The organism is Plantibacter sp. ME-Dv--P-095 (genome assembly GCF_030209365.1).
Lineage (GTDB): Bacteria > Actinomycetota > Actinomycetes > Actinomycetales > Microbacteriaceae > Plantibacter.
In genome coordinates this window covers 369,518-395,421 of the sequence record NZ_JARVSB010000003.1, presented here as the reverse complement: position 1 = coordinate 395,421, position 25,904 = coordinate 369,518, and the positions used below count along the sequence as shown (strand labels likewise).

The following is a 25,904-nucleotide window of genomic DNA, read 5'->3' as shown; positions in this document are numbered from 1 at the left end:
AGCTTGTCGAAGGGCGCTCTACGATCGATGTATGCGCATCCGTCTCGCCGAACCCGCCGACCTGCCTGGCGTCCTCGCCATCCACTCCGACGCCGTCGCGAACGGTGTCGCGATCTGGACCGAGGTCACACCCGACCTCGCCGAGCGCGAGGCATGGCTGGCCCGCCACCAGGAGCCGGGCCGGGTCGCGCTCGTCGCCGTCGCCGACGGGCCCGACGACGCGCTCCCCGAGGGAAGCGTCCTCGCCTACGCGAGCTACGGCCCGTACGCGACGAAGGAGGGGTACCGCCACACCGTCGAGAACTCCGTCTACGTGCACCCCGGCGCGCAGGGTCGCGGCCTGGGCAAGGCGCTCCTCGTCGAGCTGCTCGACCGCGCGACCGCCGACGGCCACCACGTCATGCTCGCGCTCGTCGAAGCCGGCAACACGGCGTCGATCGCCCTGCACACGAAGCTCGGTTTCGAGCAGGTCGGCCTGCTGCCGGAGGTCGGGACGAAGTTCGGTCGCTGGCTGGACCTCGCCATCCTCCGGCGCCCGCTCGCCTGAGCAGGAGCTACGAACCCGAACCGGCCAGCACGACCCGGACCACCGCACCCGCACCGAGGTCCACCGTGTGCGGGTCGGACGCGCCGGCCAGGACGACCCGGACCGGTGTCTCGCCGAGGTTGCCGAGGATCACGACGGTCTCGCCCGCGGCATCGACGGCGGCGATCGCGGTCACACCCTCCGTCGACACGGGCGAGCCGACGTCGAGACGACGACCCCCGATCACGACCGCCGAGCGTGGACGTCCGCTGAGTTCCGCGATCCACCCGAGCGCCCGACCGGCGGCCGTGACCGTGCCGTCGGCGGCGACGAGGCCTCGCGGCCCGGTCGCCTCGAAGTAGGACAGCGACTCGACGCCGGGGACGGCCAGCGCGGCGACACTCGCGACCACCCACGCACCGAGGGCCTCCGCCGACTGCCGGTCGTCAGTGGCGCCCGGCACCAGCTCCGCACCGAACCCCGCGCGGAGGTCCGGGTCGGCCGTGGCTCCCGCGCCCGCCCTCGTGGTAGCGACCGCGTTGTAGCGGGCGCCGAGCGTGACCGGGCCGACGTGCAGCGGCCGGCCGTCGGCGATCCTGACGGCGTCAGCCACGACGACGGCCTGCATGTCGAGCGACTCGACCAACTGGTGACCCGCGCGGTCGTGCATGAACGGCGTGACGCTGAAGGCGACCGGGCCGGTCCACCGGTCGAGGCGCGCGTGGTTGCGGTTGAGCTCGGTGAAGTGCGCCCGCGTGCCGCCGACGAGCACGGGCGACGGTGCCTCGACGTCCGCCCAGAGGCGCTGCAGGAGCTCACCGACCGCGGTGAGGAGGGCGCTCTCCGAGAGGTGGGTCCGGCGATGGAACGCCCCGACGCGCACGACGGGAATGCCCGCGTCTCGGAGCCGCCGCAGGACCGGCTCGGCCTCGTCGCCGGTGCCGAGCACGAGTCGCAGGTCGAGGGATCTGCTGCCCGCCTGCCGTAGCGCGCGGTCGAGGATGGCCGGCCAGTCCACGGCCGCCGGGTCGACCTCGACGAGGAGCTCGGTGATCGCGTCGGGCGGCACCGCGCCCGGCCGTCCGCCGTCGGGGTCGCTCGACACCGAGGTCGAGATCGTGGGGACGAGGCTGTCGAGCGGCGTTCCGATCCGTGCTTCGACAAGCTCGGAGGCCGGGCGCTCGAGGTCCGTCTCGGGCGCGACGGTCACGGCGAGTGGTGTCGCGAGCGGAGCTGCGGCAGGCTCGACACCCTCGACCCGCGAACACGACAACTCGACGGACTGCTCCACGACGTCGCCGACCGTCAGCGCGACCGGGAACGGCAGCGAGAGCGGCGTCGAATAGGTCTTGAACGAGGCGTCGGTCCAGTTGCGCTGGTCCTCCATCTCGAAGACGTCACCGGCGAACCGGGCGACGGTCGCGATGTGGTCGCCGGTCCAGCTGAGGGACTCGATGCGGATCGCCGGCTGGTGCGGCGCGATGTGCTCCGGCAGGCGGGTCGTCGTCGTGGATCCCTCGGGGTGGCCGACGACGAGCTCGGTGCCCGCGAGCGCCGGGGCCTGCAGCACGATGAGCCCGATGCGCGCACGTCGGAACGCCGCCGTCACCTCGGCCCGGACGGCCACCCGGAGGGTCGACGCGCCGAGGTCGACCGACAGCGACCAAGCGACCGTCTCGCCGTCGTCGCCGACCCTGCCGCGCAGCTGCAGGCCGCTGGTCGTCTGGTCGACGGCGTCCACGATGACGGGCAGCGTCTTCCAGTCCTGGTCGCGGACGACGAAGCGGATGCTGCGCAGCACCGTCTCGCCGTCGAAGGCGATGTCGTCGAGGTCCGAGCCGCGGAGCGACAGCGACCAGGGCCCTCGCGTCACGGCACGGGCGGCGCGTTCCTGCTCGAGGAGCAGGTCCGGTGCGACGCGGAAGGTGGTTCCGAAGCGCGAGGTCATCGTCGGCTCAGAGGCTCGTCATGCCGCCGTCGACCCGGAAGGTCGCTCCGGTGGCGAAACTCGACTCGTCGCTCGCGAGGTAGACCATGATGCCCTCGACGTCTTCGGCCCGGCCGGGTCGACCGAGCGGGATGCGTCCGACGATCGCGGCGCGCGACTCCGGGTCGTCCGAGATCGCGGTGACGAGTGGGGTCTCCGTGTAGCCGGGGACGACGGTGTTCACGCGGATGCCCTGGTCGGCGTAGGCCGCGGCGACGGTGCGCCCGAGGCCGTGGATGCCGGCCTTCGTGGAGCTGTAGGCGGTGAAGTCGGCGCCCTCGCCGTTGAGCCCGGTCGGGCTGCCGGTGAGGATGATCGAGCCGCCCTTGCCGAGCATCGCCCGGACGGCGTGCTTGGTGGTGAGGAAGGTGCCCGTGAGGTTGATGTCGACGGTGCGCCGCCACACGTCGAGGTCGAGCTCGGCGATCTTCGCGTCCTGACCGAAGAGCTGCACGCCGGCATTGGCGACGACGACGTCCGGTGTCTTGCCCGTCGCGTCCATCACGGCGAAGGCGGCCTCGACACTCGCCTCGTCGGCGATGTCGAGACGCACGGCCATGGCCGAGGGGAAGGGTGCGGCGGCCTCCCGCGCGGCCTGGATGTCGCGGTCGGAGAAGATCACGACGGCGTCCTCGCGCGCGAAGCGTTCGGCGACCGAACGGCCGATCCCCGATCCGGCGCCCGTCACGAGCGCGGTCTTTCCTGCAAGTCGTCCAGTCATCGTCGCCTGTCTCTCGTGCGGTGTCGCGGGGGTGGTGTCTCGGGTGTCGCAGTGGGTGTCAGAGGTGGTGCGTCGGGTCGCCTGCAGCCTATCCGGCACAACCGGTTGACCGCATGTGGTGAGCCCCATCCCGTCCGGTTCCCTTTCTCAGGACATGCCCGGCGCGCCGTCCGCCGGAGTGACCGACGCGCCGCAGGAGTCCTGAGAAAGGGAACGGGAAATGGGGTGGGGCGGGTTGGGGCCTAGCGCTCGATCTTGTCGAGGTGCAGCATGGCGGCGAGGTTCTTGTCGAGCTCGTCGTCCTGGAAGACCTTCTTCCAGTCGTCCTTGATGATCGCGCTGCGACCGTAGTCCATCGCGATGAGGCACGCGTCGGAGAACGGGTTGTCGCCCTTGAGCGAGTTCGCGAGCGCGACCTGCGTGTGGCCGAGGAGGATCGCACGAGCGGCCGGCTCCGGCACGCCCATCGTGTTCACGGCCTCGTCGAGCGACTCCTTGAGCAGCGCGCCGATCATGCAGGCGATGGTCTCCACGAGGGTCGGCTCGAGCTGCGCGAGCTGCTTGACCGTGACCCAGTGGACCTCGCCGACGGGGGCGAAGATCGCCCGGACGACGGCCTCGACCTGCGCCTGCTTGGCGGCGTCGTCGGACTCGATCGCCGCGATGGCGTCCTGCAGGGCCGCGATGCCACCGAAGGTGTCCGCGTACTCCTCGGGCGTGTGGCGCTCGACGAAGACCGAGGGGTGGCAGGGGTGCGTGACCGCCTGGATGACGTCGTCACGACGGGTGAGCAGCCCCGCGTAGGCGGCGGCCGGGTCGAGCGTGAGGAGCACGGCGCCCGACTTCATGAGCGGGACGACGCCGGCGGACACGGCCTTGAGCGCCAGGTCGGGGACGGCGAGGATGACGACGTCGGCGTCGGTGACGGCCGCATCGGTCTCGGTGAGGTCGCGACCGGCTTCGGTCACGCGCTCCTGGCCGGCGGGCGAGACCTCGCTGTAGAAGACGGTGTGGCTGGTCTTCACGAGGTTGTTGGAGACGCGCATGCCCATCTTGCCGCCCGCGCCGATGACGGCGATGGTGAGCTGGTCCGCGACGGTGGTGGTGTCGGTCATGATCTTCCTTCTCTCAGGTACTGCAGGTTGTGTGCGGTCCACGTGCGCTCGAGCTCGATCGTCTCCGTGATGGAGTCGCCGAGCGGGAGCCAGTGTTCGATGATCTGGTTGACACCGCGCTCGTTCGGTCGGACGACGGCGGTGAGGGCTGGGTAGTCGAGCAGGCCGGTCCCGAGCGGCGCACCCTCGAGGGTGAATCCGACCCAGCCGCCCCGACGGGTGAACGCGAAGTCCTTCACGTGGATGTTGCGCACGTGCGGGGCGGTGCGGGCGATGACGTCGCTCGGGTGTTCGAGTCGCGCGACGGTGTTGGCCGGGTCGAGGCAGATCCCGAGGTTCGGGTGGTCGACGGCGGTCACGAGGTCGACGAGCTCCTGCGACGACAACTGCTCGTAGGTCTCGAGCGCGATGGTCACGCCGGCGGCCTCGAACGCCGGGAGCACCTGGCGGAGCCGCTCGACGGCTTCGGCATGGGTCGGACGGTCGTCGCCCGAGGTGACCATGCTGCGCAGAAGCTTCGCACCGAGTAGCCGGGCGATCTCGAGGAACCGTTCGAGGTGCGCGACCGCGATCCCCTTGGTGCCGAGTTCGAGCACCACCCCGAGCGAGCGGGCGACCTCGGCGACCTGACGGAGTTCGTCGTCGGACATGGTCTCGATGCGGGCGTCGTCGCAGATCTGGAAGAGCCCCACGCCGGCCTCGGCCGTGCGCTCGATCATGCCGATGACGCTCAGGCGCTCGGGGGCGAGTTCCGAGCCCTCCCAGAAGAAGGTGTACGTGCCGAAGCCGATCATGCGCGGGCCGCCTCGTCGAGCACGGCTTCGAGCGCCGCGACGTCGTGGGCGAAGCGTCCGAGGAACACGCCGTCGACGTCGTCACCGAGTGCGGTGAGCAGGCCCGGTCCGGCACTGCCGCCGTAGATCACCGAGCTGACCGCGCGGTCACCGCGACCGGCCATCGCCGTCCGCAGGATCGCACCGACGGCTCGGACGTACGCGGGCTCCGCCGGTTCCGCCGCGCCGATCGCCCACACGGGCTCGTACGCCACGATGACCGGGCCGGCGACGGCGTCCGCGAGCGCGGAGTCGAGCTGACGCAGGCACTCCGCCGCGGCGTCCTCGGGGGCCATCCGCTCCCGCTCGCCGATGCAGAGCACGGGCGAGATGCCGTTGCGGAGGGCGGCTGCGGTCTTCTCGGCGACGACCTCGTCGGTCTCGCCGAAGAGCGAGCGGCGCTCCGCGTGGCCGACCTCGACCACGGTCACACCGACCTCGGCGAGCTCCGGCCCGCCGACCTCACCCGTGAAGGCGCCGCGGTCGGCGCTCGCGAGGTCCTGTGCACCGACGAGCACGCCCGTCCCCGCCAGCGCCGCCACCGAGGCCGCGATCGAGAGGTAGCCGGGGATGACGAACAGCCGCACCCGACCGTCGACGACGGCCTCGTGCCGGCGGGCGAGAGCGCCCACCTGCTCGATCCAGTCGAGGGTCTGCGCGTGGCCGAAGTACATCTTCAGGCTCACACCGACCACGCGGGGCGCGGTCGACGTGCTCGCGGTCGACGGGGAGGCGGTCATCAGCAGGAGCCCGTCGCCTCGTACTCGCCGATGACGGCGACCTTCTCGGCGCTCGCGCTGGACTCGTCGAAGCGGTAGGTCAGCCACTCGCGCACCAGGCGGCGGGCGAGCTCGATGCCGATGACGCGCTGGCCCATGGTGAGCACCTGCGCGTTGTTGCTCAGCACGCCGCGCTCGACGGAGAAGCTGTCGTGGGCGGTGACCGCACGGATGCCGGGCACCTTGTTGGCGGCGATGGCGACGCCGAGGCCGGTGCCGCAGAAGAGCAGCGCACGGTCGGCCTGCCCGGAAGCGACGAGCTCGGCGGCGGCGATGGCCACGCGCGGGTAGGCGGTGTGGCCGTCGGCGTCGACCCCCACGTCGACGAGCGAGGCGACGCCGTCGTGCTGTTCGAGGTCGCGCTTGACGATCTCCTTGTAGTCGAACCCGGCGTCATCCGAGCCGATGACGATGCGCAACTGGTCGGTCATGCGGGTACTCCTTCTGCGGTGGTGCTGGTGGATGCGGCGGACCCCAGGACGGGGACGATCGCCTGGACGATGAGGCCGAACGAGTATGCACCCGCGTCGACGGTGCCGAGGCTCTTCTCGGCGTGCGGACGGGCGCGGCCCATCTTCGGCAGGAGGTCGGCGGTCTCCGCGGCGGCCGTGGAGGCGGCAGCGGCAGCGCTCGTCCACGCGGTGAGGAGGTCGGCCCCGTCGGCGATCGAGGCGCTGAGCGTCGTGGTGAAGGGGACGAGGGCGTCGACCATCGTCTTCTGCCCGACCTCGGCCTTGCCGAACGACATGATGCCGTCGACGGCGGCCTGCACGCCGGCCGCGACGTCGCTGCGGGAAGGAGCGGTCTCGTCGCCGAGCGAGGTGCCGACCGAGCGGAGCGCGAGGCCCCAGAGGGCTCCTGAGGTGCCGCCGGCGCGGTCCGCCCAGGCGTCGCCGGCGAGGTGGAGGACGGTGCGGGCACCGGCTCCGGCGTCGACGGCCGCGTGGGCCGCGGCGACGGCTGCGCGGGCTCCCCGCTGCATGCCGATGCCGTGGTCGCCGTCACCGGCCACCGCGTCGATCCGGCCGAGCTCCTCGACGTTCGTGTCGATCACCTCGACGAGCGCGTCGAGGGCGGCGACGACGGTCGTGGCGGCTTCGCGTGAGGCCGGGGTGGACGCCGGGATCGCCGCGGCGACCTCGGCGACGAGCTCGGAGGGGTCGAGCTGCTCGGCCGCTGCGACGACGCCCTTGCGGTACGCGGGGGTGTCCGCGCCGGCCGCCCAGAAGCCCTCGAGCTCCTCGTCCAACCAGAACAGGGTGAGCGAGACGCCCGCCATGTCGAAGCTCGTCACGAGTTCGCCGACCTCGGGGTCGACGATCTCGATGCCCGCGGCCTCCAGCTGCGTGGCGACCGCACGGTAGACGACGAACAGCTCCTCATACTTCACGGAACCGAGTCCGTTGAGGATGACGCCGACGCGCGCGCCAGTGGCCTCGGTCACACCCTCGGGCAGTTCCGCGAGGAGGGAGGACACGAGCAGCGTCGCGAGTCCGTCGGCCGTCGGCACGTCGGTCTCGTCGATGCCGGGCTCGCCGTGGATGCCCATCCCGACCGCCATGCGACCCTCGGGGACGGAGAAGAGCGGCTCGGTCGCGCCCGGCAAGGTGCAGCCGCTGAAGGCGACGCCGAAGGACCGGGTGCGCTCGTTCGCGTGGGTGGCGACGCGGACGACCTCGTCGAGGTCGTAGCCCGCCTCGGCCGCGGCGGCAGCCGACTTGAACACCGTGAGGTCGCCGGCGATCCCGCGACGCTTGTGCTGCTCGGTGAGCGGCGCGCTCGAGATGTCGTCGGTGACGGCGACGCTGCGGGCGGGGATCCCCGCCGCGTTGAGGGCGTCCTGCGCCTGGGTGAAGTGGAGGACATCGCCGGCGTAGTTGCCGTAGCTGAGCAGCACGCCGCCGCCACGCTCGGCGGCCTTCGCGACCGACTCCACCTGATGTGCGGACGGCGAGGCGAACAGGTTGCCCATCGCCGCACCGTGCGCGAGACCCTGGCCGACGATGCCGCCGAAGGCCGGGTAGTGCCCGGAGCCACCGCCGATGACGACCGCGACGGTGCCCTCGGGGGTGCGGGTGCTCCGCACGACCCCGCCGGTCACGCGCCGGACCTGGTGACGGTTCGCCGCGACGAAGCCGTCGATCATCTCGTCGGCGAAGTCCGCCGGGTCGTTGAAGAGGCGCGTCATCGGGTCTTACCCGTGAGGTCGTCGTGCGAGACGCGCAGCTCGCGAGAGCTCCGCTGCTTCGAGAGGATCACCATGAGGGTCGCGGAGATCATCATGAAGCCGCCGACGATGAACATCGGGACGACGTACTGCGGGGTGTCGCCGACCTTCGTGAGGTCCGCGACGGCGCCCGTGATGTACGGCGCCGAGAACCCGGCGAGGTTGCCGACGGTGTTGATGAGCGCGATACCGGCGGCGGCTGCGGCACCCGTCAGGAACTGCGTGGGCAGCGTCCAGAAGTTGGGCAGCGCGGCGAAGATCGCCATGGCGGTGACCGCGATGATCGCGATCGTGAGGGCGGGCGAGTTCGCGAAGAGGGCGAGCGGGATGCTGACGGCACCGACGATCGCGGGGATCACGATGTGCCACGTCTTCAGTCCACGACGCGTCGCGTCACGCGACCAGAAGTACAGGGCGATGGCGGCCGGCACGTACGGGATCGCCGTGATGAGGCCCTTCTGCATGACGTCGAACTCGACGCCGAAGCTCGCCTGGAAGCCCTCGATGATCGTGGGGAGGAAGAAGCCGAGCGCGTAGAGGCCGTAGATGAAGCCGAAGTAGATGAAGGCGAGCATCCAGACGCGGCCGCTCGTGAACGCGTGCTTGAGGCTGACGTGGCCCTGCTTCTGCTCCGTGGTCGCCTTCTCGTGGGCGAGGGCCGCCGTGAGCCAGACCTGCTCCTCGGTGGTCAGCCACTTGGCGTCCGCGGGGCGGTCCTTCAGGTAGAACCAGGCGATGACACCGATCAGGATGGCGGGGAGACCGACGCCGAGGAACATGAAGCGCCAGCCCTCAAGGCCGAAGAACACGCCGTGCTGGCCGATGAGCCACCCGGCGAGCGGGGCGCCGATGACGGTGGTGAGCGGCTGCGCCAGGTAGAAGAGCGCGAGGATCTTGCTGCGGTGCTTGGCCGGGACCCAGAGGCTCAGGAAGAGGATGGCGCCCGGGAAGAAGCCGGCTTCGGCGACACCGAGCACGAAGCGCAGGATGGCGAGCTGCTCGAAGTTGGCGACCCAGGTGAACAGGACCGCGACGATGCCCCAGGTGACCATGATGCGCGCGAGCCAGCGGCGGGCACCGAACTTGTTGAGCGCGAGGTTGCTCGGCACCTCCAAGAGGATGTAGCCGATGAAGAACACGCCGGATGCGAAGCCGAACTGGGCGGCGGAGAGCGCGAGGTCGTCGTTCATGCCGTTGGGGGCGGCGAAGCCGATCGCGGTGCGGTCCAGGTAGTTGATGAAGAACATCAGCGCCACGAACGGCACGAGGCGGATCGAGACCTTCCGGATCGCTGATCGCTCGACAGCCGGATTGGCCGCGGGGGCGGTGGTGTCCACTATGACTCCTCGTCTGGGCGGCATCGATGCCGCGGGCAGGGCGTGGTCCGGTCCGGACCGGAATGAACGATACATCAACCGGTTGACCAATTCAACAGCTGGTCGATATCGCGGGACCCACGGAGCGCCCTTCGACAGACTCAGGGACCGCGGTGGTCCCGGCACCCTCCCGGTCCCTGAGCTTGTCGAAGGGCCGCGATACAGTGAACCCATGCCTGCGTTCCCGGATCGGCCGACCGACGACATCTCGTCCAGCCTCGGTCCCGTCGCCGTCGGATCCGCGGTCTCGGCCGTCGCGAAACGGCTCCTCGACCACTTCACGAGCGGCGACATCGCGCCGGGAACCCGCCTTCCTCCGGAGCGTCAGCTCGCCGCGTCGCTCGGCATCGGACGTTCAGCCGTGCGGGAGGCGCTCGCGGCCCTCGAGATCCTCGGCGTCGTCGACGTCCGCCCCGGGAGCGGCACCTACCTGCGCGGCAGCGTGTCCGAGCTCCTCCCCGAGACCCTCAGCTGGGGCCTCATGCTCGGCGAACCGCGCACCCGCGAACTCATCGAGGTGCGTGGGCAGCTCGAGGTGTTCGCCGCTGGGCTCGCCGCGACCCGCATGGACGACATGGCCCGCAACCGGCTGCGCAACCACCTCACCGCCATGCGCGAGGCCGGAGCGAACCGCACGAAGTTCATCGAGGCCGACCTCAAGTTCCACCTCGAACTCGCCGCCGCCACCGGGAACCGCGTGCTGTCGGACCTCCTGCAGAGCATCCGCTCGCTCCTCCGCATCTGGGTGGAGCGCGGCATCCACGAGGACGTCGACGCGCAGCTCGCCTTCGAGGAGCACGAGGCCGTCTACGAGGCGATCATGTCGGGCGACCCGGCCGCCGCGACGGCCGCGATGCAGCACCACATGGACACCGCGACCGAGCGCCTGAACCGCACCCTCACGGCGTAGCGCTTCGACCGGCTCGGTGGCCGGAGCCCTGCCCGAGGCCGCCCTTCGACAAGCTCAGGGACCGGACTGGGCGGTCAGGCGCGGATCGCCTCCACGACCGCGGTGACGGCGGCGCCCACCGCGGCCGCACGCCCCTCGGCGTCCTCGCGCTCGGAGTCGTGCACGAAGGCCGTCACGCCGCGGCGGGCACCGCAGAAGTCGACGATGCCGTGCTCGAGCTGCGTCCGCATCGCCTGCTCGTAGCCGTGGCGGTCGTAGACGCCCGCGTCGTCGCCGGCGACGGGCACGAGGTGGATCCGCAGCCGGTCGAGCTTGCGGACGATCCCGCCCTCGGCGTCGAGGCCGAACGCCCAACCGTTGACGAACACGCGGTCGAACCACCCCTTGAGCAGAGCTGGCGTCGACCACCAGTACACCGGGAAGACGAGCACGAGGTCGGTGGCGCGGTCGAGCCGCTCCTGCTCGGCGGCCACGTCGGGGGTGTAATCCCCGCCCACCCGGTACGTGTGCCGGTCGGCGAGTGTGTATCGCGGGTCGAAGCCCTCCGCTGCCAGATCCGCGAGCTCGACGTCGGCCGGGGCGGAGGTCGATCGCAGCTCGGTCGCGAGCCGCTGGGCGAGGTGGTGGGTGAGCGAGTCGGGGTCGGGATGGGTGGTCACGATGAGGGTGGGCACCCTCCATCTTCGCGTGCACCGGGAGCGTGCACTGCCGAAGCCACCATCCTGCGGATGACGGCCGTCCATCCGACGACTGATGCCGTGGACCCCGGGCTCGCCCTACTGTTGTCGGAATGAGCGGATGGACCTGGCAGGCGTGGATCGGACTCGTCGGCGGCACGGCGATCTTCTTCGCCGTGCTCGGACCCATCCTGCTCGTGCAGGTGCGTCGGTACGGCCAGATGTCCCTCCCGCGCGTGCTCGGCGCCGCCGGCGTCAGCATCTACGCGGTCGCGCTCGTCGCCTACACCCTGCTCCCGCTGCCCGACGAGCGCGCGAACTGTGCCACGGCGCACGGGGCACTCGAGCTCGTCCCCGGGCACTCGATCGGCGACATCGCGCGGGAGACCGCCGGCTTCTCGGTCCTCAGCACGCTCACCAGCCACGCGTTCCTCCAGGTCGTCCTGAACGTCGTCCTGTTCATCCCGTTCGGCGCCATCGCCCGTCGGTACTGGAACCGCGGTCTCGGCGTCTCGATCCTGCTCGGCGCGCTCGCCTCCCTGCTCATCGAGTCCACGCAGTACAGCGGCATCTGGGGGCTGTACGAGTGCGCCTACCGGGTGGCCGACGTCGACGACGTCATCACCAACACCATGGGCGCGGCGATCGGTGCCCTCATCGCACCGATCGTGCTGGGCTGGATGCCGAGCGCCCGGGCACTGCGGGCGACCCGCGACCGCGCGCGCCCGGTGACCGTCTGGCGCCGGTGGTTCGGCATGGTGCTCGACGCGGTCGCCGTGAACCTGTCGATCACGGTGCTGTCGCTGGTGTTCGTCGTCCCGCGCGTGCTGCTCACGGGCGCGACCGGGACCGCGAACGACCCGACGCTCGCGGAGGTGCTCAGCATCGGTGCGGGCACGGTCGTCCTCGTGATCGTCCTCCCCGCCTTCATCGGTGGCGGTGCCTCGATCGGTCAGCGGCTCGTCTGGCTGACGCCCGAGTGGCCCGACGGCCGCGGGTCCGTCGTCCGCCGCCTCTACCGCGGGTCCGTCGTCGCCCTGCCGTACATCGCCACCACGACCGCGGCGCAGACACCCGATGCCACCAGCGGCCTCGCGCAGACGATCGTCGGCGTCGTCGGCCTCCTGAGCGCGATCATCGTGACGGTCGCCGTCGTCTCGGTGCCCTTCACCCGGACCCGACGAGGGGTGTCCTACGCGTCGGTCGGCGCGGAACTGCGCGACGCTCGCTCGCCCAAGCCGTAGCTCGCTGCCTACAGCTCGGAGCCGAGGAGCCCCGAAAGGAACGCGTGCAGTTCGTCCGCCATGTCGACCGACTCCGGCGCGAGCAGCCACTGCACCTGGAGGCCGTCCATGAGGGCGAGCGTCATGAAGGCGGCACTCGTCACGGGGAAGCCCGCACGGACCCGACCGGCGGAGACGAGCAGGCCGAAGGTCCGCTCCAGCCGCCCGCGGGTGCTCTCATAGCGGTCGACGAAGTAGTCGTGGGCCGGGTGGTCGGGCGAGGTGGCCTCGGCCGAGAGGGTGCAGTAGAGCGCGACCACGCCGGGCACGGAGGCGTTGTACCGGGCGAGTGCGACCAACCCCCGGAGCGTCTCGATTGGGTCGTCGCCATCCATCGGCACGAGGGTGGCCGAGAGGTCGTCGCGGTGCGAGAGGACGGCGGCGAGCAGAGCGCTCTTGTTCGGGAAGTGGTGCAACAGCCCGGCCTCGCTCATGCCCACCTGGGCCGCCACTTCGCGCAGTGAACCCGCGCGGTAGCCCCCGTTCGCGAACACGGCGAGCGCTGCGTCGAGGATCGCGACGCGCTTCATCCCCGTTTTGGCATATGCACCGCGTGGCTTCCCCTGCGGCTTGTTCCCGGTCTTGGCCGATGTCATCGGACGACCTCCCCCTTCGGACGGCTTCACGATAGCGCGTTCGTCGTCGAACGCTCGCGGCCTGGTCGTGATCCAACTGTGACATGGGCGAAAACAAAAAGCTAGTGACCACTCGGGTTTCATGCTAGCGTCCTCAATCACCAGCGATCCGATGAGGGATTGCTCACAGCGATAGGACAAAGATGTTCCGATGGAAGACGACCGCAGCCGTCGCGGTCACCGCCGCTGCACTCGTGCTCACCGGATGCTCCGGTAGCCCCTCCGGCTCGGACGGCGGCTCCGGTGGCACCCTGATCATTGGTGCGATCACTCCCCCCACCACCTTCGACCCCGCCGGCTCAGAGTGGGGCAACCGCTCGCCCTTCTACCAGGCCGTCTTCGACACGCTGCTCGTCGCCACCGCCGACGGCGAGATCGTCCCCTCCCTCGCGACCTCCTACGAGTACAACGAGGACAACACCGTCCTGACGCTCAAGATCCGCGACGACGTCACCTTCACCGACGACTCGAAGCTCACCGCCGACGTCGTCAAGCAGAACCTCGAACGCTTCAAGACCGGCACCTCCCCCGACGCCGGCTACTTCGCGGGCGTCGCCTCCGTCGAGGCCCCCGACGAGACCACCGTCGTCATCACGCTGAGCGCTCCCGATCCGGCCATGCTCAACTACCTCACCCGCGACCCGGGCCTCGTCGCGAGCGCCGAGTCGTTCGACAGCCCGGACCTCGCGACCAACCCGGTCGGCTCCGGTCCGTACGTCCTCGACACCGCGGCGACCGTCACCGGCACGAGCTACTCGTACACCGCGAACCCCGACTACTGGAACAAGGACTGGCAGCACTACGACAAGCTGACCATCAACGTCCTCCAGGACGCGACCGCCGGCCTCAACGCCGTCAAGTCCGGCGAGGTCAACGGCATCAAGCTCGCCAACAACGACAACCTCGCCGAGGTCGAAGGCGCCGGCTGGACCGTCAACGCCAACGAGCTCGACTTCCAGGGCATGCTCCTCCTCGACCGCGCCGGCACCATGAACCCGGCCATCGCCGACGTCCGTGTCCGCCAGGCCATCAACTACGCGTTCGACCGCCCGGCCCTGCTCAAGGCACTGCAGAACGACAACGGCACCGTCACCGGGCAGGTCTTCCCGGAGAACTCACCCGCCTACGACAAGGCGCTCGACGACCGCTACGGCTACGACCCCGAGAAGGCCAAGGAGCTCCTCGCCGAAGCCGGCTACGCCGACGGCCTGACGCTCTCCATGCCGTCCTCCGCCGTGCTGGGTGCCACCACCTACACGCTCATCTCGCAGCAGCTCGCCGACGTCGGCATCACCGCCGAGTACGTCGACCCCGGCAACAACTTCATCGCCGACCTCCTGGCGCCGAAGTTCCCCGTGTCGTTCATGGCGCTCGAGCAGAACCCCGACTGGCAGCTCATCCAGTTCATGATCGCGCCGAACGCGGTGTTCAACCCGTTCAAGTACGCAGACCCGAAGGTCGACGAGTACATCAAGCAGATCCAGTACGGCGATGAGGCGACGCAGGGCAAGGTCGCGAAGGAACTCAACGCGTACATCGTCGAGCAGGCCTGGTTCGCGCCCTTCTACCGGGTGCAGGGCAGCTTCGCCACCGACGCGAACACGACGGTGAAGATGATCCCGACGAACGCGTACCCGTCGATCTACGACATCCAGCCGAAGTAGTCCGCTCGTCCTGAGCCTGTCGAGGGGTGCGCCCTTCGACAGGCTCAGGGACCGGGACCTGCTCAGGGACCGGAACCCCGGCCGAACCTCGGTCCACACCCTCTCCTCGCTCACCCACTTCCTGGAGTGACCCATGCTCGGATTCATCCTCAGACGCCTGGTTTCCGGTGTCGTCCTCATCTTCGTGATCTCCGTGATCGCGTACTCCCTCCTCTACCTCGGCGGCGGTGACATCGCCCGCCGCATCCTCGGCCAGAGCGCGACCGCCGAGACCGTCGCGAAGAAGTCCGCGGAGCTCGGCCTCGACCGCCCGCTCCCCGTGCAGTACGTCGATTGGCTCACCTCGGCCTTCCAGGGCGACCTCGGTCGGTCCTGGTTCACCGGTCAGCTCGTCTCCACCGGTGTCTCCGGCCGCCTCGCGGTGACGCTGTCGATCGTCCTCGGCGCGACCATCATCGCCGCGATCGTCTCGGTCATCCTCGGTGTCCTCGCCGCCCGACGCGGTGGATGGATCGACAACGTCGTCCAGTTCATCTCCGTCATCGGGTTCGCGATCCCCAGCTTCCTCATCGCCCTCGTGCTCGTCATCACCTTCGCCATCAACCTGCGACTGTTCAAGGCGACCGGGTACATCCCGATCACCACCTCCTTCTCGGGGTGGGTGGCCTCCGTGACGCTGCCGATCATCGCGCTCGCCATCGGCGCCATCGCGACGGTGTCGCAGCAGGTGCGCGGCTCGGTCGTCGACGCGATGTCGAAGGACTACGTGCGCACCCTCCGCAGCCGCGGTCTCGGCACCAACCGCGTGATCTACAAGCACGTGCTCCGGAACGCCGGCGGCCCGGCCCTCGCCGTCCTCGCCGTGCAGTTCATCGGCCTCCTCGGCGGCGCCGTCATCATCGAGCAGATCTTCGCCCTCCCCGGCATCGGTCAGCTCGCCGTGCAGGCGACGACCTCCGGCGACATCCCCATCGTGATGGGCGTCGTCATCGCGACCGCGATCATCGTCGTCGTCGTCAACCTGCTCATCGACCTCGCGCAGGCTGCGCTCAACCCGAAGGTGCGACTGTCATGACCGCCATCGAAACCCCGCTGACCGTCCCGACCCCACAGGTCCGCGTCAACCTCCTGCGCCGGCTCCTCAAGCGTCCGATCGGCGCCGCGTCGCTCGTGTTCCTCGCGATCGTCGGCGTGATCGCGATCTTCGGGCCGCTCATCGCCCCGCAGGACCCGAACCTCGCCTCGCTGCAGCTCGTGCTCGCACCGCCGAGCGCCGACCACCTCCTCGGAGCGGACAGCGCCGGACGCGACGTGCTCTCCCGGCTGCTCGCGGCCACCCAGATCAGCGTCGCCGCGGCGCTCCTCGCCCTCGTGGTCGCGATCGTCATCGGTGTCGTCGCCGGCCTGATCGCCGGGTACTACCAGGGCTGGTTCGACTCGGTGTCGTCCTGGTTCACCGGCCTCATCATGGCGCTGCCCGGCATCGTCGTCCTCCTCGCCGCCCGCGCCGTCCTCGGCCCGTCGGTGTGGATCTCGATGGCGATCTTCGGCATCCTGCTCTCGCCCTCGTACTTCCGGCTCGTGTACGCCGCGGTCACCGCCGTCCGGTCCGAGCTGTACGTCGACGCCGCCCGGGTCTCCGGCCTCAGCGACCCGCGCATCATCGGCAAGCACATCCTGTCGGTCGTCCGCGCACCGATCATCATCCAGTCGGCGATCATCGCCGGCATCGCCATCGCGATCCAGTCCGGCCTCGAGTTCCTCGGTCTCGGCGACCTGTCGGTCCCCACCTGGGGTTCGATGCTCAACGACGGCTTCACGAACATCTACAAGGCACCGATCCTCATGGTCTGGCCGTCGCTCGCGATCGCCCTCACCTGCATCGCGCTCACCCTGCTCGCCAACGCGATGCGCGACGAGCTGGAGCGCACCGTGAGCGTCCGTCGCCGCCGGCGCAAGATCGTGACGACCTCGAAGACGGGCTCGAACACGATCGTCACCCAGTCGATCAGCACGTCGGGGATCTCGGAGGACGAGATCGTCGGGGTGCGGCCCATCCGTCACGACGACGACGCCCGCGCCGCCGTCCGTGCCGAGGAGCTCGTCCTCAGCGTCCGCGACCTCCGCGTCGGCTACGACCAGGAGGGCGGCCGGGTCACCGAGGTCGTCCACGGCGTCGACCTCGACATCCGTCGCGGCGAGGTCCACGGCCTCATCGGCGAGTCCGGCTCGGGCAAGACCCAGACCGCGTGGGGTGTCCTCGGGCTCCTGCCCCGCGGCGGCCGGGTCACCGACGGCACCATCCGCTACGAGGGCACACGCCTCGACACCCTCGGCGAGCGCGAATACACGGCCATCCGCGGCAAGCGCATCGGCTACATCCCGCAGGAGCCGATGTCGAACCTCGACCCGGCGTTCACGATCGGCAGCCAGCTGGTCGAACCGCTCCGGGTCGCCCTCGGCCTGAGCAAGAAGGACGCGACCGACAAGGCCCTCGCCCTCCTCGAGCGGGTCGGCATCCCCAACCCGAAGCGCACCTTCGCCGCGTACCCGCACGAGGTCTCCGGCGGTATGGCCCAGCGCGTGCTCATCGCCGGCGCCGTGTCGACCGACCCGGACATCATCATCGCGGACGAGCCCACCACGGCGCTCGACGTGACGGTGCAGGCCGAGGTGCTCGACCTGCTGCGCGACCTGCAGGCCGAGCGGCACATGGCGATGCTCCTCGTGACGCACAACTTCGGGGTCGTCGCCGACCTCTGCGACCGGGTCTCGGTCATGCAGAACGGCCTCATCGTGGAGACCGGGCCCGTGCGCTCGATCTTCAACGACGCCCAGCACCCGTACACCCAGTCGCTGCTCGGCGCGATCCTCGACGAGGGTCCCGCCCGACCGGCGCTCGCGACGAACCTGACAGGAGAGACCCGATGACGACGTCACTGCTCGAGGTGAAGGACCTCGAAGTCGAATACCCGGGCAAGGGGCTCCGCGCCCAGTCCTTCAAAGCGCTCAAGGGGGTCTCGATCGACATCCGGCCCGGTGAGACCGTCGGCCTCGTCGGCGAGTCCGGCTCGGGCAAGACCACCCTCGGTCGTGCCGTGCTGGGCCTCGCCCCGGTGACGGGTGGCAGCATCCGCTACCGCGACCGCGAGATCGGTCACCTGAAGCGCAAGGAGCGTCGGGCGCTGAGCTCGGAGATCCAGGTGGTGTTCCAGGACCCGTACTCCTCGCTGAACCCCTCGCTCACGATCGAGCAGATCCTCACTGAGCCGCTCACCGTGCGTGGGGTCTCCGGAGCGGACGCCCGCAAGCGCGTCGGCACGCTGCTCGACCAGGTGCAGCTGCCGACCGGCGCCGCGTCGCGCCTGCCCCGGGAGTTCTCCGGCGGGCAGCGGCAGCGCATCGCGATCGCCCGTGCCCTCGCGCTCGACCCGAAGCTCATCGTCTGCGACGAGCCGGTGTCGGCACTCGACCTGTCGACGCAGGCCCGCGTGCTCGACCTGTTCATCGACATCCAGGAGCAGACGGGCGTCGCCTACCTCTTCATCTCGCACGACCTCGCGGTCGTCCGGCACATCAGCCACCGGGTGGCCGTCATGTACCACGGTGAGATCGTGGAGTCCGGCGACGGCGACCAGGTGACCGCGCGTCCCGCCCACCCGTACACGCAGCGCCTGTTCATGGCCGCGCCGATTCCGGACCCCGACCGTCAGGAGGACCGCCGCGTCGAGCGTCGCCGCCTCATCGACGAGCAACGGGCCGCCGAGTCCGCCGCCTGATCCGTCCGGATCACCACGACCGCCCGGTCGGCCGGGGCCAGGAACCTGGCCGGCCGGGCGCACCACCGGTCCCTGAGACCCACCATCCGGTCCCTGAGACCCACATCCGGTCCCTGAGCTTGTCGAAGGGCCACCCCAGAACGGACCCACATCGCATGACCATCACCACTCCCCGGCACGCCGCCGCCACGAAGCCCGTCGACACCGATGCGATCGACGCCCTCGTCGCCCGCCTCGACCTCGAGGAGAAGGTCGCGCTCGTCTCCGGTGCCGACTTCTGGACGACGGTGCCGCTCGAGAAAATCGGGCTGCGCGCCATGGTCCTGTCCGACGGGCCCGCCGGCGTCCGTGGGCCGGTGTGGGACGAGCGTTCCCCCTCGATCAACCTTCCGTCGGCCACCGCACTGGCGTCGTCCTGGGACCCGTCGTTCGCCTACCGCTACGGTGCGGTCGCCGCCGCGGAGGCCCGCCGGAAGGGCGTCGACGTCGTCCTCGGCCCGACCATCAACCTGCACCGCTCGCCCCTCGGCGGCCGGCACTTCGAGGCCTTCAGCGAGGACCCGGAGCTCACCGGCTCGCTCGCCGCCGCCTACGTCAGCGGGCTACAGGACAACGGGGTCGCCGCGACCCCCAAGCACTACGTCGCGAACGACTCCGAGACCGACCGGTTCACCGTCGACGTGCGGGCCAGTGAGCGCGCCCTCCGCGAGCTCTACCTCGCGCCGTTCGAACGCACCGTCACCGAGGCCGGCACCTGGGCGATCATGAGCGCCTACAACTCCGTCGACGGCGTCACGATGAGCGAGAACGAGCTGCTCGAGACGCCGCTCAACTCGGAGTGGGGCTTCGACGGTGTCGTCGTCAGCGACTGGACCGGCGTGCGCAGCCTCGGGTCCGCGCCCGCCTCGCAGGACCTCGCCATGCCCGGCCCAGCCCCCGCCTGGAGCGACGCCCTCGTCGCCGCCGTACGGGACGGCCGAGTCGAGGAGGCCGCCGTCGATCGCAAGGTCGCCCGACTCCTGGCGCTCGCGGTACGCGTCGGCGCGCTCGGCGAGGAGGCGCTCGCCCCGGCCCCGGTCGACGGCGTCGCCTTCTCCCGGGAGGCCGAGACCGAGGGCGTGGTGCTGCTCACCAACGACGGCACCCTGCCGCTCGACGCAGCCTCCCTCAACCGGGTCGCCGTCATCGGGCACAACGCCCGCGACTCCCGCACCCAGGGCGGCGGCAGCGCGACGGTGCTCCCCGAGCACACGGTCAGCCCGCTCGAGGGCCTCACGCTCGCCCTCCCCCACGCGACGATCGACTACGCCGTCGGGGCCATCGTGCAGGAGGGCGTCGCCGAACTGCCGCTCGACCGCCTCACCAACCCCCGCACCGGTCAGCCCGGGCTGCTCGCCTCCTTCGTCGACGCGGAGGGCTCCGAACTCTTCGCCGAGGACCGCCGCTCCACCGCGCTCGTCTGGTTCGGCGGCGACGCCCCGATCGGCACGGCGGCGCAGCTCGTCCTCACGACCACGTACACGCCGGAGACCTCCGAACAGCTCAAGCTCGGCTTCGCCACGGGCCTCCACGGCCGCCTCTTCGTCGACGGCGTCCTCCTCGTCGACGAGCAGCCCGTCATCGTCGGCAACGACCTCGGTGCTGCACTCCTCGCTCCGCCCTCGGCGACCGGTGCCTTCTCCGCGCAGGCCGAGGTGCCGGTCGAGATCCGAGCCGAGTTCGACCTCACCCCGAGCGAGAACGGCCTCGGGGCGATCAGCGTGACCGTCGGTCGTGCCCCCGACGACTCCGACCCCGACGCCCTCATCGCGCAGGCCGTCGAGGCGGCCCGGACCGCGGACGTCGCGGTGGTCGTCGTCGGCACCAACGCGAAGGTCGAGTCCGAGGGCTGGGACCGCAGCGACCTCTCCCTGCCTGGCCGCCAGGACGAGCTCGTGCGCGCGGTCGCCGCGGTGAACCCGCGCACGGTCGTGGTCGTGAACTCCGGTGCCCCCGTCCTGCTCCCCTGGAGTGACGACGTCGCCGCCGTCGTCCTCGGGTGGTTCGGCGGCCAGGAGATGGGCAACGCCCTCGCCGATGTCCTCCTCGGTGTCGCGGAACCGGGTGGGCGCCTGAGCACGACCTGGGCCGCGTCGCTCGATGACGTCCCCGTCCTCGACGTCACACCGGTGGACGGCGTGCTGCGCTACGAGGAGGGCATCCACATCGGGTACCGGGCGTGGCTGCGTTCCGGCGCCCAGCCCGCGTTCTGGTTCGGTCACGGCCTCGGCTACACGAACTGGACCATCGACGAAGGTACCGTCTCCGGCGCGGTCGACGCCGGGACCGCCCGCCTCGCCGGCACCGCGACGAACACCGGCGAGCGCGCCGGCAAGCACGTCGTCCAGGTGTACGCGGAGCGCGCCGACTCCGCGGTCGACCGCCCCGTGCGCTGGCTGGTCGGATCCGCCGTGGTCCGTGCGGAGGCCGGCGAGACCGTCTCCTGGGAGGTCCCGTTGCCCGCTCGCGTGTTCGCCCACTGGGCCGACGGCTGGCAGGTCGAGGCCGGGGACGTCACGCTCCGCATCGGTTCCTCGGTGGTCGACCTCGTCCACGAGACGGTCGTTCCGATCGCCACGGGGACCGTCCGATGACGGCAGCGACGACCGGCGCGCGGATCGGGCGACTGCGGGCGGAGGCCCGCGACGACAGCCCGGCGGTCGCGACGCCGACACCGCGGCTGAGCTGGACGGTCGAGACGCCAGGCACCGACTGGGTCCAGGCCTGGGCCGAGCTGCGGGATGACACCGGCGCGACGGCCCGGGTGGAGGGTCGCGAGTCGGTCCTCGTCGACTGGCCGTTCAGCCCGCTGACACCGGACACCGTCCGCACCCTCGAGGTCCGGGCCGGTTCGACGAGCGGGGAGGAGACCCCGTGGAGCGCACCGCTCACCGTCGAGGCCGCGTTCCTCGCGGACGGCGCCTGGGCCGCCGGCTTCATCGGGCTGGCCGCACCGGAACGACCCGCTCAGCCCATGCGCGTCCGTCGATCGTTCACCGTGGACCGACCCGTCCGTCGTGCCCGCCTGTACTGGACCGCACTCGGAGCGGCCGAACCGCAACTGAACGGCACCCTCGTCTCGGCCGACGTCCTCTCCCCCGGCTGGACCGCCTACGGTGACCGGCTCGTGCACGAGACGGTCGACGTCACCGGGCTCATCGAGCCGGGCGAGAACGTCGTCGCAGCGACCGTCGCGGGTGCCTGGTACACCGAACGGTACGGCTTCTTCCAGTTCGCGAAGCGGATCTACGGGGAGCAGCCGCTCGTCGCCGCCCAGCTGCAGCTCCACTACGCCGACGGCACCTCCGCGACCATCGTCACCGACGACAGCTGGTCGGCCGCGGACGGCGCGGACCTCGTCGACAGCGGGATCTACGCCGGTGAGGCGATCGACACGACGCTCGCCGAACCCGGCTGGGCCACCACGGGCTTCGACGCCTCCGGGTGGTCCGCCGCCCTGGTCGACGACGCAGCGCACCCCGTGCCGGAGGCCCGCATCGCCGCGCCCGTCCGCCGCATCGAGGAACGCGCGGTGGCCGAGGTGCTCACGGCGCCGTCCGGCGCGACCATCCTCGACTTCGGCCAGAACCTCGTCGGCCGGCTCCGCATCACGGTCTCGGGTCCGCGCGGGACGGTCCTGACCCTCCGACACGCGGAGGTCCTCGACGAGGGCGAGCTCGCCCTCCGACCGCTCCGCAACGCTGCGGCCACCGACCACCTCACCCTCTCAGGCGACGGCGAGCAGACCCTCGAGCCGCGCTTCACCTTCCACGGCTTCCGATACGCGCAGATCGACGGCTGGCCGGGCGACGTCGACCCGTCGGCGGTCACCGCGGTCGTCCTCCACAGCGACCTCACGCGCACCGGCTGGTTCTCCTCGTCGCACGAGCTGCTCGACCGCCTGCACGAGAACGTCGTCTGGGGCATGCGCGGGAACTTCCTGAGCATCCCCACCGACTGCCCGCAGCGCGACGAGCGCCTGGGCTGGACGGGCGACCTCCAGGTCTTCGCGCCCACCGCGAGCTTCCTCTACGACAGCTCCGCCTTCCTCGACTCCTGGCTGCGCGACCTCGCGCTCGAGCAGGGGCACGCGGACGGCGTCGTCCCGATGGTCGTCCCGGCAGCGCTCTCCGGGTTCGCCGGTGGCGGTCCGACCGCCGCGTGGGGTGACGCCGCGACCGTCGTGCCGTGGGTGCTCCACGAGCGCTACGGCGACCTCGGCGTGCTCCGCGAGCAGTACGCGTCTATGCGGTCGTGGGTCGAGGCCGTCCTCCGGGTCAGCACCGACGGGCTGTGGTCGAACACCTTCCAGCTCGGTGACTGGCTCGATCCGAGCGCACCGCCGGACCAGCCGGCGAAGGCCCGGGTCGACTCCGACATCGTCGCGAGCGCGTACCACGCCAGGTCGCTGCGGATCCTGTCCGACACCGCCGCCCTCCTCGGCGAGACGGCGGACGCCGAGCACTACGGCGCCCTGGCCGACCGGAGCCGTGCCGCGTTCGCCGCCGAGTACGTGACGCCGGCCGGCCGGATGATGTCCGACGCGCCGACCGCCTACGCCCTCGCCCTCCGGTTCGACCTCGTGGACGACCCCGGGGTGCGGCAGCGGCTCGCGGACCGACTCGCCGACCTCGTGCGCGCCGACGGCTACCGCATCGGCACGGGCTTCGTCGGGACGCCGCTCATCACCGACGCGCTCACCGACGGCGGTCACCTCCGCGCCGCCGGCCGCCTCATGCTGCAGACCGAGAACCCGTCGTGGCTGTCGCCCGTCACGAAGGGTGCGACCACGGTCTGGGAACGCTGGGACAGCCTGCTGGAGGACGGCTCGGTGAACCCCGGCGAGATGACCTCCTTCAACCACTACGCCCTGGGTGCCGTCGCCGACTGGCTGCACCGCACGGTCGCGGGACTCGCTCCCGCAGCGCCCGGCTACCGGGAGCTGCGCATCGCCCCACAGCCGATCGACGGGCTCGACCACGCCGAAGCTCGACACCTCACCCCGTACGGACCGGCGTCCGTCGCCTGGCGCCGCGAGGGCTCCTCGCTCGTGGTCACGGCGGAGGTCCCGCCGAACACGACGGCGACGGTCGCGTTGCCCGGCGCACCGGTGGAGACCGTGGGATCGGGTCGGCACGAGTGGACCGTGCCGGTGGTCGAGACGACCGCTCTCGACGACACCGTCGAACTCGATCTCGAGTCACCGCTCTCGGAGATCATCGACCGGCCGGCCGCCTACGACGCCCTCCTGGCGGCCGTGGCCCGGCACGATCAGGCCAAGGCCGACGAGATCCGTCGAGGGACGCAGTGGAGCCGCGGTCGGACCGTCCGGCAGCTCCTCATGTTCACGCCGCCGACGATGCTCGACGACGTCGCGGCCGCCCTGTCCGCCGTGTCAGCCGCGGGGGTTGCGCGATAAACGCCACTCGGCTGTTTCACGTGCAACACTCGCACCGCCAGCACCACCCGTAGCGACAGCACCACCACCCGCACCACCGTTCGCCCACCGCCGACCCGTTCGGCTGATCACTGGAGATCCATGTTCGACCGCAGCTCAGCTTTCGGAGACGTCCTCACCAGCCCGGCCGGCCGAGCCGTCCTGGAGGTGTTCCTGCCCGGGATCGCGGCATCGCCGATGGCGAAGCAGTTCACGAGCATCCGCCTCGGCCAGCTCTCCGCGATCGTCCCCGAACTCGCCGACGACGAGGCGAAGGAACGCCTGTGGGCGGCGTTGGCCGAGGTCGACGACGGCCCGGACGCCCGAGCGCCCTACGGTCAGGCGATCGAGCCGGACACCGGCTACGAGGGCGAAGAGGTCGAACGCGGCTCGGCGGTCGTGACCGTGCCGGGCACCGTCCCGCAGTACGGCGTCGTCGAGGTCCGCCTCGAGGGTCCGTCGCACGGCAACCCCTTCGTCGACGTCGAGCTCGGCGCGACGTTCACGAACGGCGCGCGTGAGCTCACCGTCGGCGGCTTCTACGACGGCGACGGTCGGTACCTCGTGCGGCTGCTCGCCGAGGAGCCGGGCGAGTGGACCTTCATCACGACCTCGACCGCGCGATCGCTCGACGGGATCACCGGGACGGTGACGGTCGGCGCCGCCGAGCCGGGCCACCACGGTCCGGTCCGGGTGGACGGGTTCCACTTCGCGCACGCCGACGGCACCCGGCACCGCCCGCTCGGCACGACCGCGTACGCCTGGACGCACCAGACGGAGGAGCTCCAGGAGGCGACGCTCGCCACCCTGGCTGACGCGCCGTTCACGAAGATCCGCATGTGCGTGTTCCCCAAGTCGTACCTCTACAACGCGAACGAACCCACGTCGTTCCCCTTCGTCGGTTCCCTGGCCGAGGGCTTCGACGTCGAGCGGTTCGACCCGGCGTACTGGGCCAACCTGGAGCACCGCATCGCCCAGCTCGGGGCGCTCGGCATCGAAGCGGACCTCATCCTCTTCCACGCCTACGACCGGTGGGGCTTCGCCGACCTCGGCCCGGCCGTCGACGAGCGGTACCTCCGCTACGCGGTGCGCCGACTCGCCGCCTTCGCGAACGTGTGGTGGTCGATGGCCAACGAGTACGACCTGCTCTGGGCGAAGACGACCGACGACTGGGAGCGCCTGGCCGCGGTGGTCGGCGAGGAGGACCCGCACGGGCACCTGAACTCGATCCACAACTGCCAGGGCTTCTACGACTACACGAAGCCGTGGATCACGCACTGCAGCGTGCAGCGGGTGGACGTGTACCGCACCGCCGAGAACACGGACCTCTGGCGGCAGCAGTGGGGCAAGCCGATCGTCATCGACGAGTGCGCGTACGAGGGCGACATCGACCAGGGCTGGGGCAACATCACCGGCGAGGAGATGGTGCGACGGTTCTGGGAGGGCGCGATCCGCGGTGGCTACGTCGGCCACGGGGAGACGTACCTCAACGAGCGCGAGGAGCTGTTCTGGTCGAAGGGCGGACCGCTCATCGGCTCGAGCCCGGATCGCATCGCCTTCCTCGAGCGCATCTCGGCCGAGTCCCCGACGGGCGTACTCGACCCGCTCCCCGGCGACTGGGACGTGCCGTGGGGTGGGGTCGCCGGGCGCTACGTGATCGGGTACTTCGGGTTCAACCGTCCGCGGTTCCGGAACGTCTTCCTCCCGGAGGGCGAGTTCCACGTCGACGTGCTCGACACCTGGAACATGACCGTGGAGACGCTGCCCGGCACGTTCTCCGGGACCGTCCGTGTCGATCTCCCCGGCCGGCAGTTCATGGCGGTGCGCCTCCGCCGCGTGGAGTGACCCCCGCTCGCTGAGCCGCCCTCCCCGCTCACTGAGCCGCCGTTCCCGGTCGCTGAGCCTGTCGAAGTGCC

20 protein-coding genes are annotated in these 25,904 nt (G+C 70.7%); 10 read left to right on the top strand and 10 right to left on the bottom strand.

What is annotated here, in order from left to right; genetic code table 11:
• Positions 1-31 precede the first annotated feature (31 nt).
• Positions 32-547: a GNAT family N-acetyltransferase gene (locus QRN26_RS04360; RefSeq protein WP_285035446.1), complete on the top strand. Its 516-nt coding sequence runs from the start codon at positions 32-34 to the stop codon at positions 545-547.
• A 7-nt stretch (positions 548-554) separates the two neighbouring features.
• Here the strand turns inward: QRN26_RS04360 and QRN26_RS04355 are convergent, their stop codons facing one another.
• The 8 genes from QRN26_RS04355 to QRN26_RS04320 form a co-directional block, all read right to left on the bottom strand.
• Entirely contained in the window at positions 555-2,474 is a 1,920-nt protein-coding gene (locus QRN26_RS04355) for a D-apionate lactonase family protein (protein ID WP_285035445.1), read from the bottom strand.
• 7 nt (positions 2,475-2,481) lie between these two features.
• Positions 2,482-3,234 carry an SDR family NAD(P)-dependent oxidoreductase gene (locus QRN26_RS04350; protein WP_285035444.1) on the bottom strand — a complete coding sequence of 251 codons (753 nt, stop codon included), beginning with the start codon at positions 3,232-3,234 and terminating at the stop codon, positions 2,482-2,484.
• Between the two features lie 242 nt (positions 3,235-3,476).
• Positions 3,477-4,349, bottom strand: a complete 873-nt coding sequence (locus QRN26_RS04345; RefSeq protein WP_285035443.1) for a phosphogluconate dehydrogenase C-terminal domain-containing protein — start codon at positions 4,347-4,349, stop codon at positions 3,477-3,479.
• Positions 4,346-5,143 (bottom strand): sugar phosphate isomerase/epimerase family protein, encoded by a 798-nt coding sequence (locus QRN26_RS04340; RefSeq protein WP_285035442.1) that lies wholly within the window; start codon positions 5,141-5,143, stop codon positions 4,346-4,348. The genes QRN26_RS04345 and QRN26_RS04340 overlap by 4 nt, the downstream gene beginning before the upstream one ends.
• Positions 5,140-5,922 carry a triose-phosphate isomerase family protein gene (locus QRN26_RS04335; RefSeq protein ID WP_285035440.1) on the bottom strand — a complete coding sequence of 261 codons (783 nt, stop codon included), beginning with the start codon at positions 5,920-5,922 and terminating at the stop codon, positions 5,140-5,142. The genes QRN26_RS04340 and QRN26_RS04335 overlap by 4 nt, the downstream gene beginning before the upstream one ends.
• The gene (locus QRN26_RS04330) at positions 5,922-6,392 is read right to left on the bottom strand and encodes a ribose-5-phosphate isomerase (RefSeq protein WP_056009848.1); all 471 of its coding nucleotides are present in this window, start codon (positions 6,390-6,392) and stop codon (positions 5,922-5,924) included. The genes QRN26_RS04335 and QRN26_RS04330 overlap by 1 nt, the downstream gene beginning before the upstream one ends.
• Positions 6,389-8,149 carry a dihydroxyacetone kinase family protein gene (locus QRN26_RS04325; RefSeq protein WP_285035437.1) on the bottom strand — a complete coding sequence of 587 codons (1,761 nt, stop codon included), beginning with the start codon at positions 8,147-8,149 and terminating at the stop codon, positions 6,389-6,391. Before QRN26_RS04325 ends, QRN26_RS04330 begins: the two co-directional genes overlap by 4 nt.
• Positions 8,146-9,525: an MFS transporter gene (locus tag QRN26_RS04320; RefSeq protein WP_285035436.1), complete on the bottom strand. Its 1,380-nt coding sequence runs from the start codon at positions 9,523-9,525 to the stop codon at positions 8,146-8,148. Before QRN26_RS04320 ends, QRN26_RS04325 begins: the two co-directional genes overlap by 4 nt.
• 211 nt (positions 9,526-9,736) lie before the next feature.
• On the opposite strand from QRN26_RS04320, the gene QRN26_RS04315 reads away from it, so the two are divergent.
• Entirely contained in the window at positions 9,737-10,474 is a 738-nt protein-coding gene (locus QRN26_RS04315) for a FadR/GntR family transcriptional regulator (RefSeq protein WP_285035434.1), read from the top strand.
• A gap of 74 nt (positions 10,475-10,548) precedes the next feature.
• On the opposite strand, the gene QRN26_RS04310 is transcribed toward QRN26_RS04315, so the two are convergent.
• A complete protein-coding gene (locus QRN26_RS04310) occupies positions 10,549-11,148 on the bottom strand; it encodes an NAD(P)H-dependent oxidoreductase (RefSeq protein WP_285035431.1) in 600 nt (199 codons plus the stop codon).
• A gap of 116 nt (positions 11,149-11,264) precedes the next feature.
• On the opposite strand from QRN26_RS04310, the gene QRN26_RS04305 reads away from it, so the two are divergent.
• Positions 11,265-12,395, top strand: a complete 1,131-nt coding sequence (locus QRN26_RS04305) for a VanZ family protein (protein ID WP_285035430.1) — start codon at positions 11,265-11,267, stop codon at positions 12,393-12,395.
• Positions 12,396-12,403: 8 nt separating this feature from the next.
• Here QRN26_RS04305 and QRN26_RS04300 read toward each other — a convergent pair whose 3' ends face one another.
• The gene (locus QRN26_RS04300) at positions 12,404-12,964 is read right to left on the bottom strand and encodes a TetR/AcrR family transcriptional regulator (RefSeq protein ID WP_235522595.1); all 561 of its coding nucleotides are present in this window, start codon (positions 12,962-12,964) and stop codon (positions 12,404-12,406) included.
• 248 nt (positions 12,965-13,212) lie between these two features.
• On the opposite strand from QRN26_RS04300, the gene QRN26_RS04295 reads away from it, so the two are divergent.
• From QRN26_RS04295 to QRN26_RS04265, 7 genes are all read left to right on the top strand, one after another.
• Entirely contained in the window at positions 13,213-14,733 is a 1,521-nt protein-coding gene (locus QRN26_RS04295; RefSeq protein ID WP_285035428.1) for an ABC transporter substrate-binding protein, read from the top strand.
• 133 nt (positions 14,734-14,866) lie between these two features.
• Positions 14,867-15,808: an ABC transporter permease gene (locus tag QRN26_RS04290; RefSeq protein WP_056009860.1), complete on the top strand. Its 942-nt coding sequence runs from the start codon at positions 14,867-14,869 to the stop codon at positions 15,806-15,808.
• The gene (locus QRN26_RS04285) at positions 15,805-17,664 is read left to right on the top strand and encodes a dipeptide/oligopeptide/nickel ABC transporter permease/ATP-binding protein (protein WP_285035425.1); all 1,860 of its coding nucleotides are present in this window, start codon (positions 15,805-15,807) and stop codon (positions 17,662-17,664) included. Before QRN26_RS04290 ends, QRN26_RS04285 begins: the two co-directional genes overlap by 4 nt.
• Positions 17,661-18,512 carry an ATP-binding cassette domain-containing protein gene (locus tag QRN26_RS04280; protein ID WP_056009863.1) on the top strand — a complete coding sequence of 284 codons (852 nt, stop codon included), beginning with the start codon at positions 17,661-17,663 and terminating at the stop codon, positions 18,510-18,512. The genes QRN26_RS04285 and QRN26_RS04280 overlap by 4 nt, the downstream gene beginning before the upstream one ends.
• A gap of 155 nt (positions 18,513-18,667) precedes the next feature.
• On the top strand, positions 18,668-21,145 hold the full coding sequence (locus QRN26_RS04275) for a beta-glucosidase family protein (RefSeq protein WP_285035423.1): 2,478 nt from the start codon (positions 18,668-18,670) through the stop codon (positions 21,143-21,145).
• Positions 21,142-23,970 carry a family 78 glycoside hydrolase catalytic domain gene (locus QRN26_RS04270; protein WP_285035421.1) on the top strand — a complete coding sequence of 943 codons (2,829 nt, stop codon included), beginning with the start codon at positions 21,142-21,144 and terminating at the stop codon, positions 23,968-23,970. The genes QRN26_RS04275 and QRN26_RS04270 overlap by 4 nt, the downstream gene beginning before the upstream one ends.
• A 120-nt stretch (positions 23,971-24,090) precedes the next feature.
• Positions 24,091-25,833: a DUF5605 domain-containing protein gene (locus QRN26_RS04265; protein ID WP_285035419.1), complete on the top strand. Its 1,743-nt coding sequence runs from the start codon at positions 24,091-24,093 to the stop codon at positions 25,831-25,833.
• The last annotated feature ends 71 nt before the right edge of the window (positions 25,834-25,904 follow it).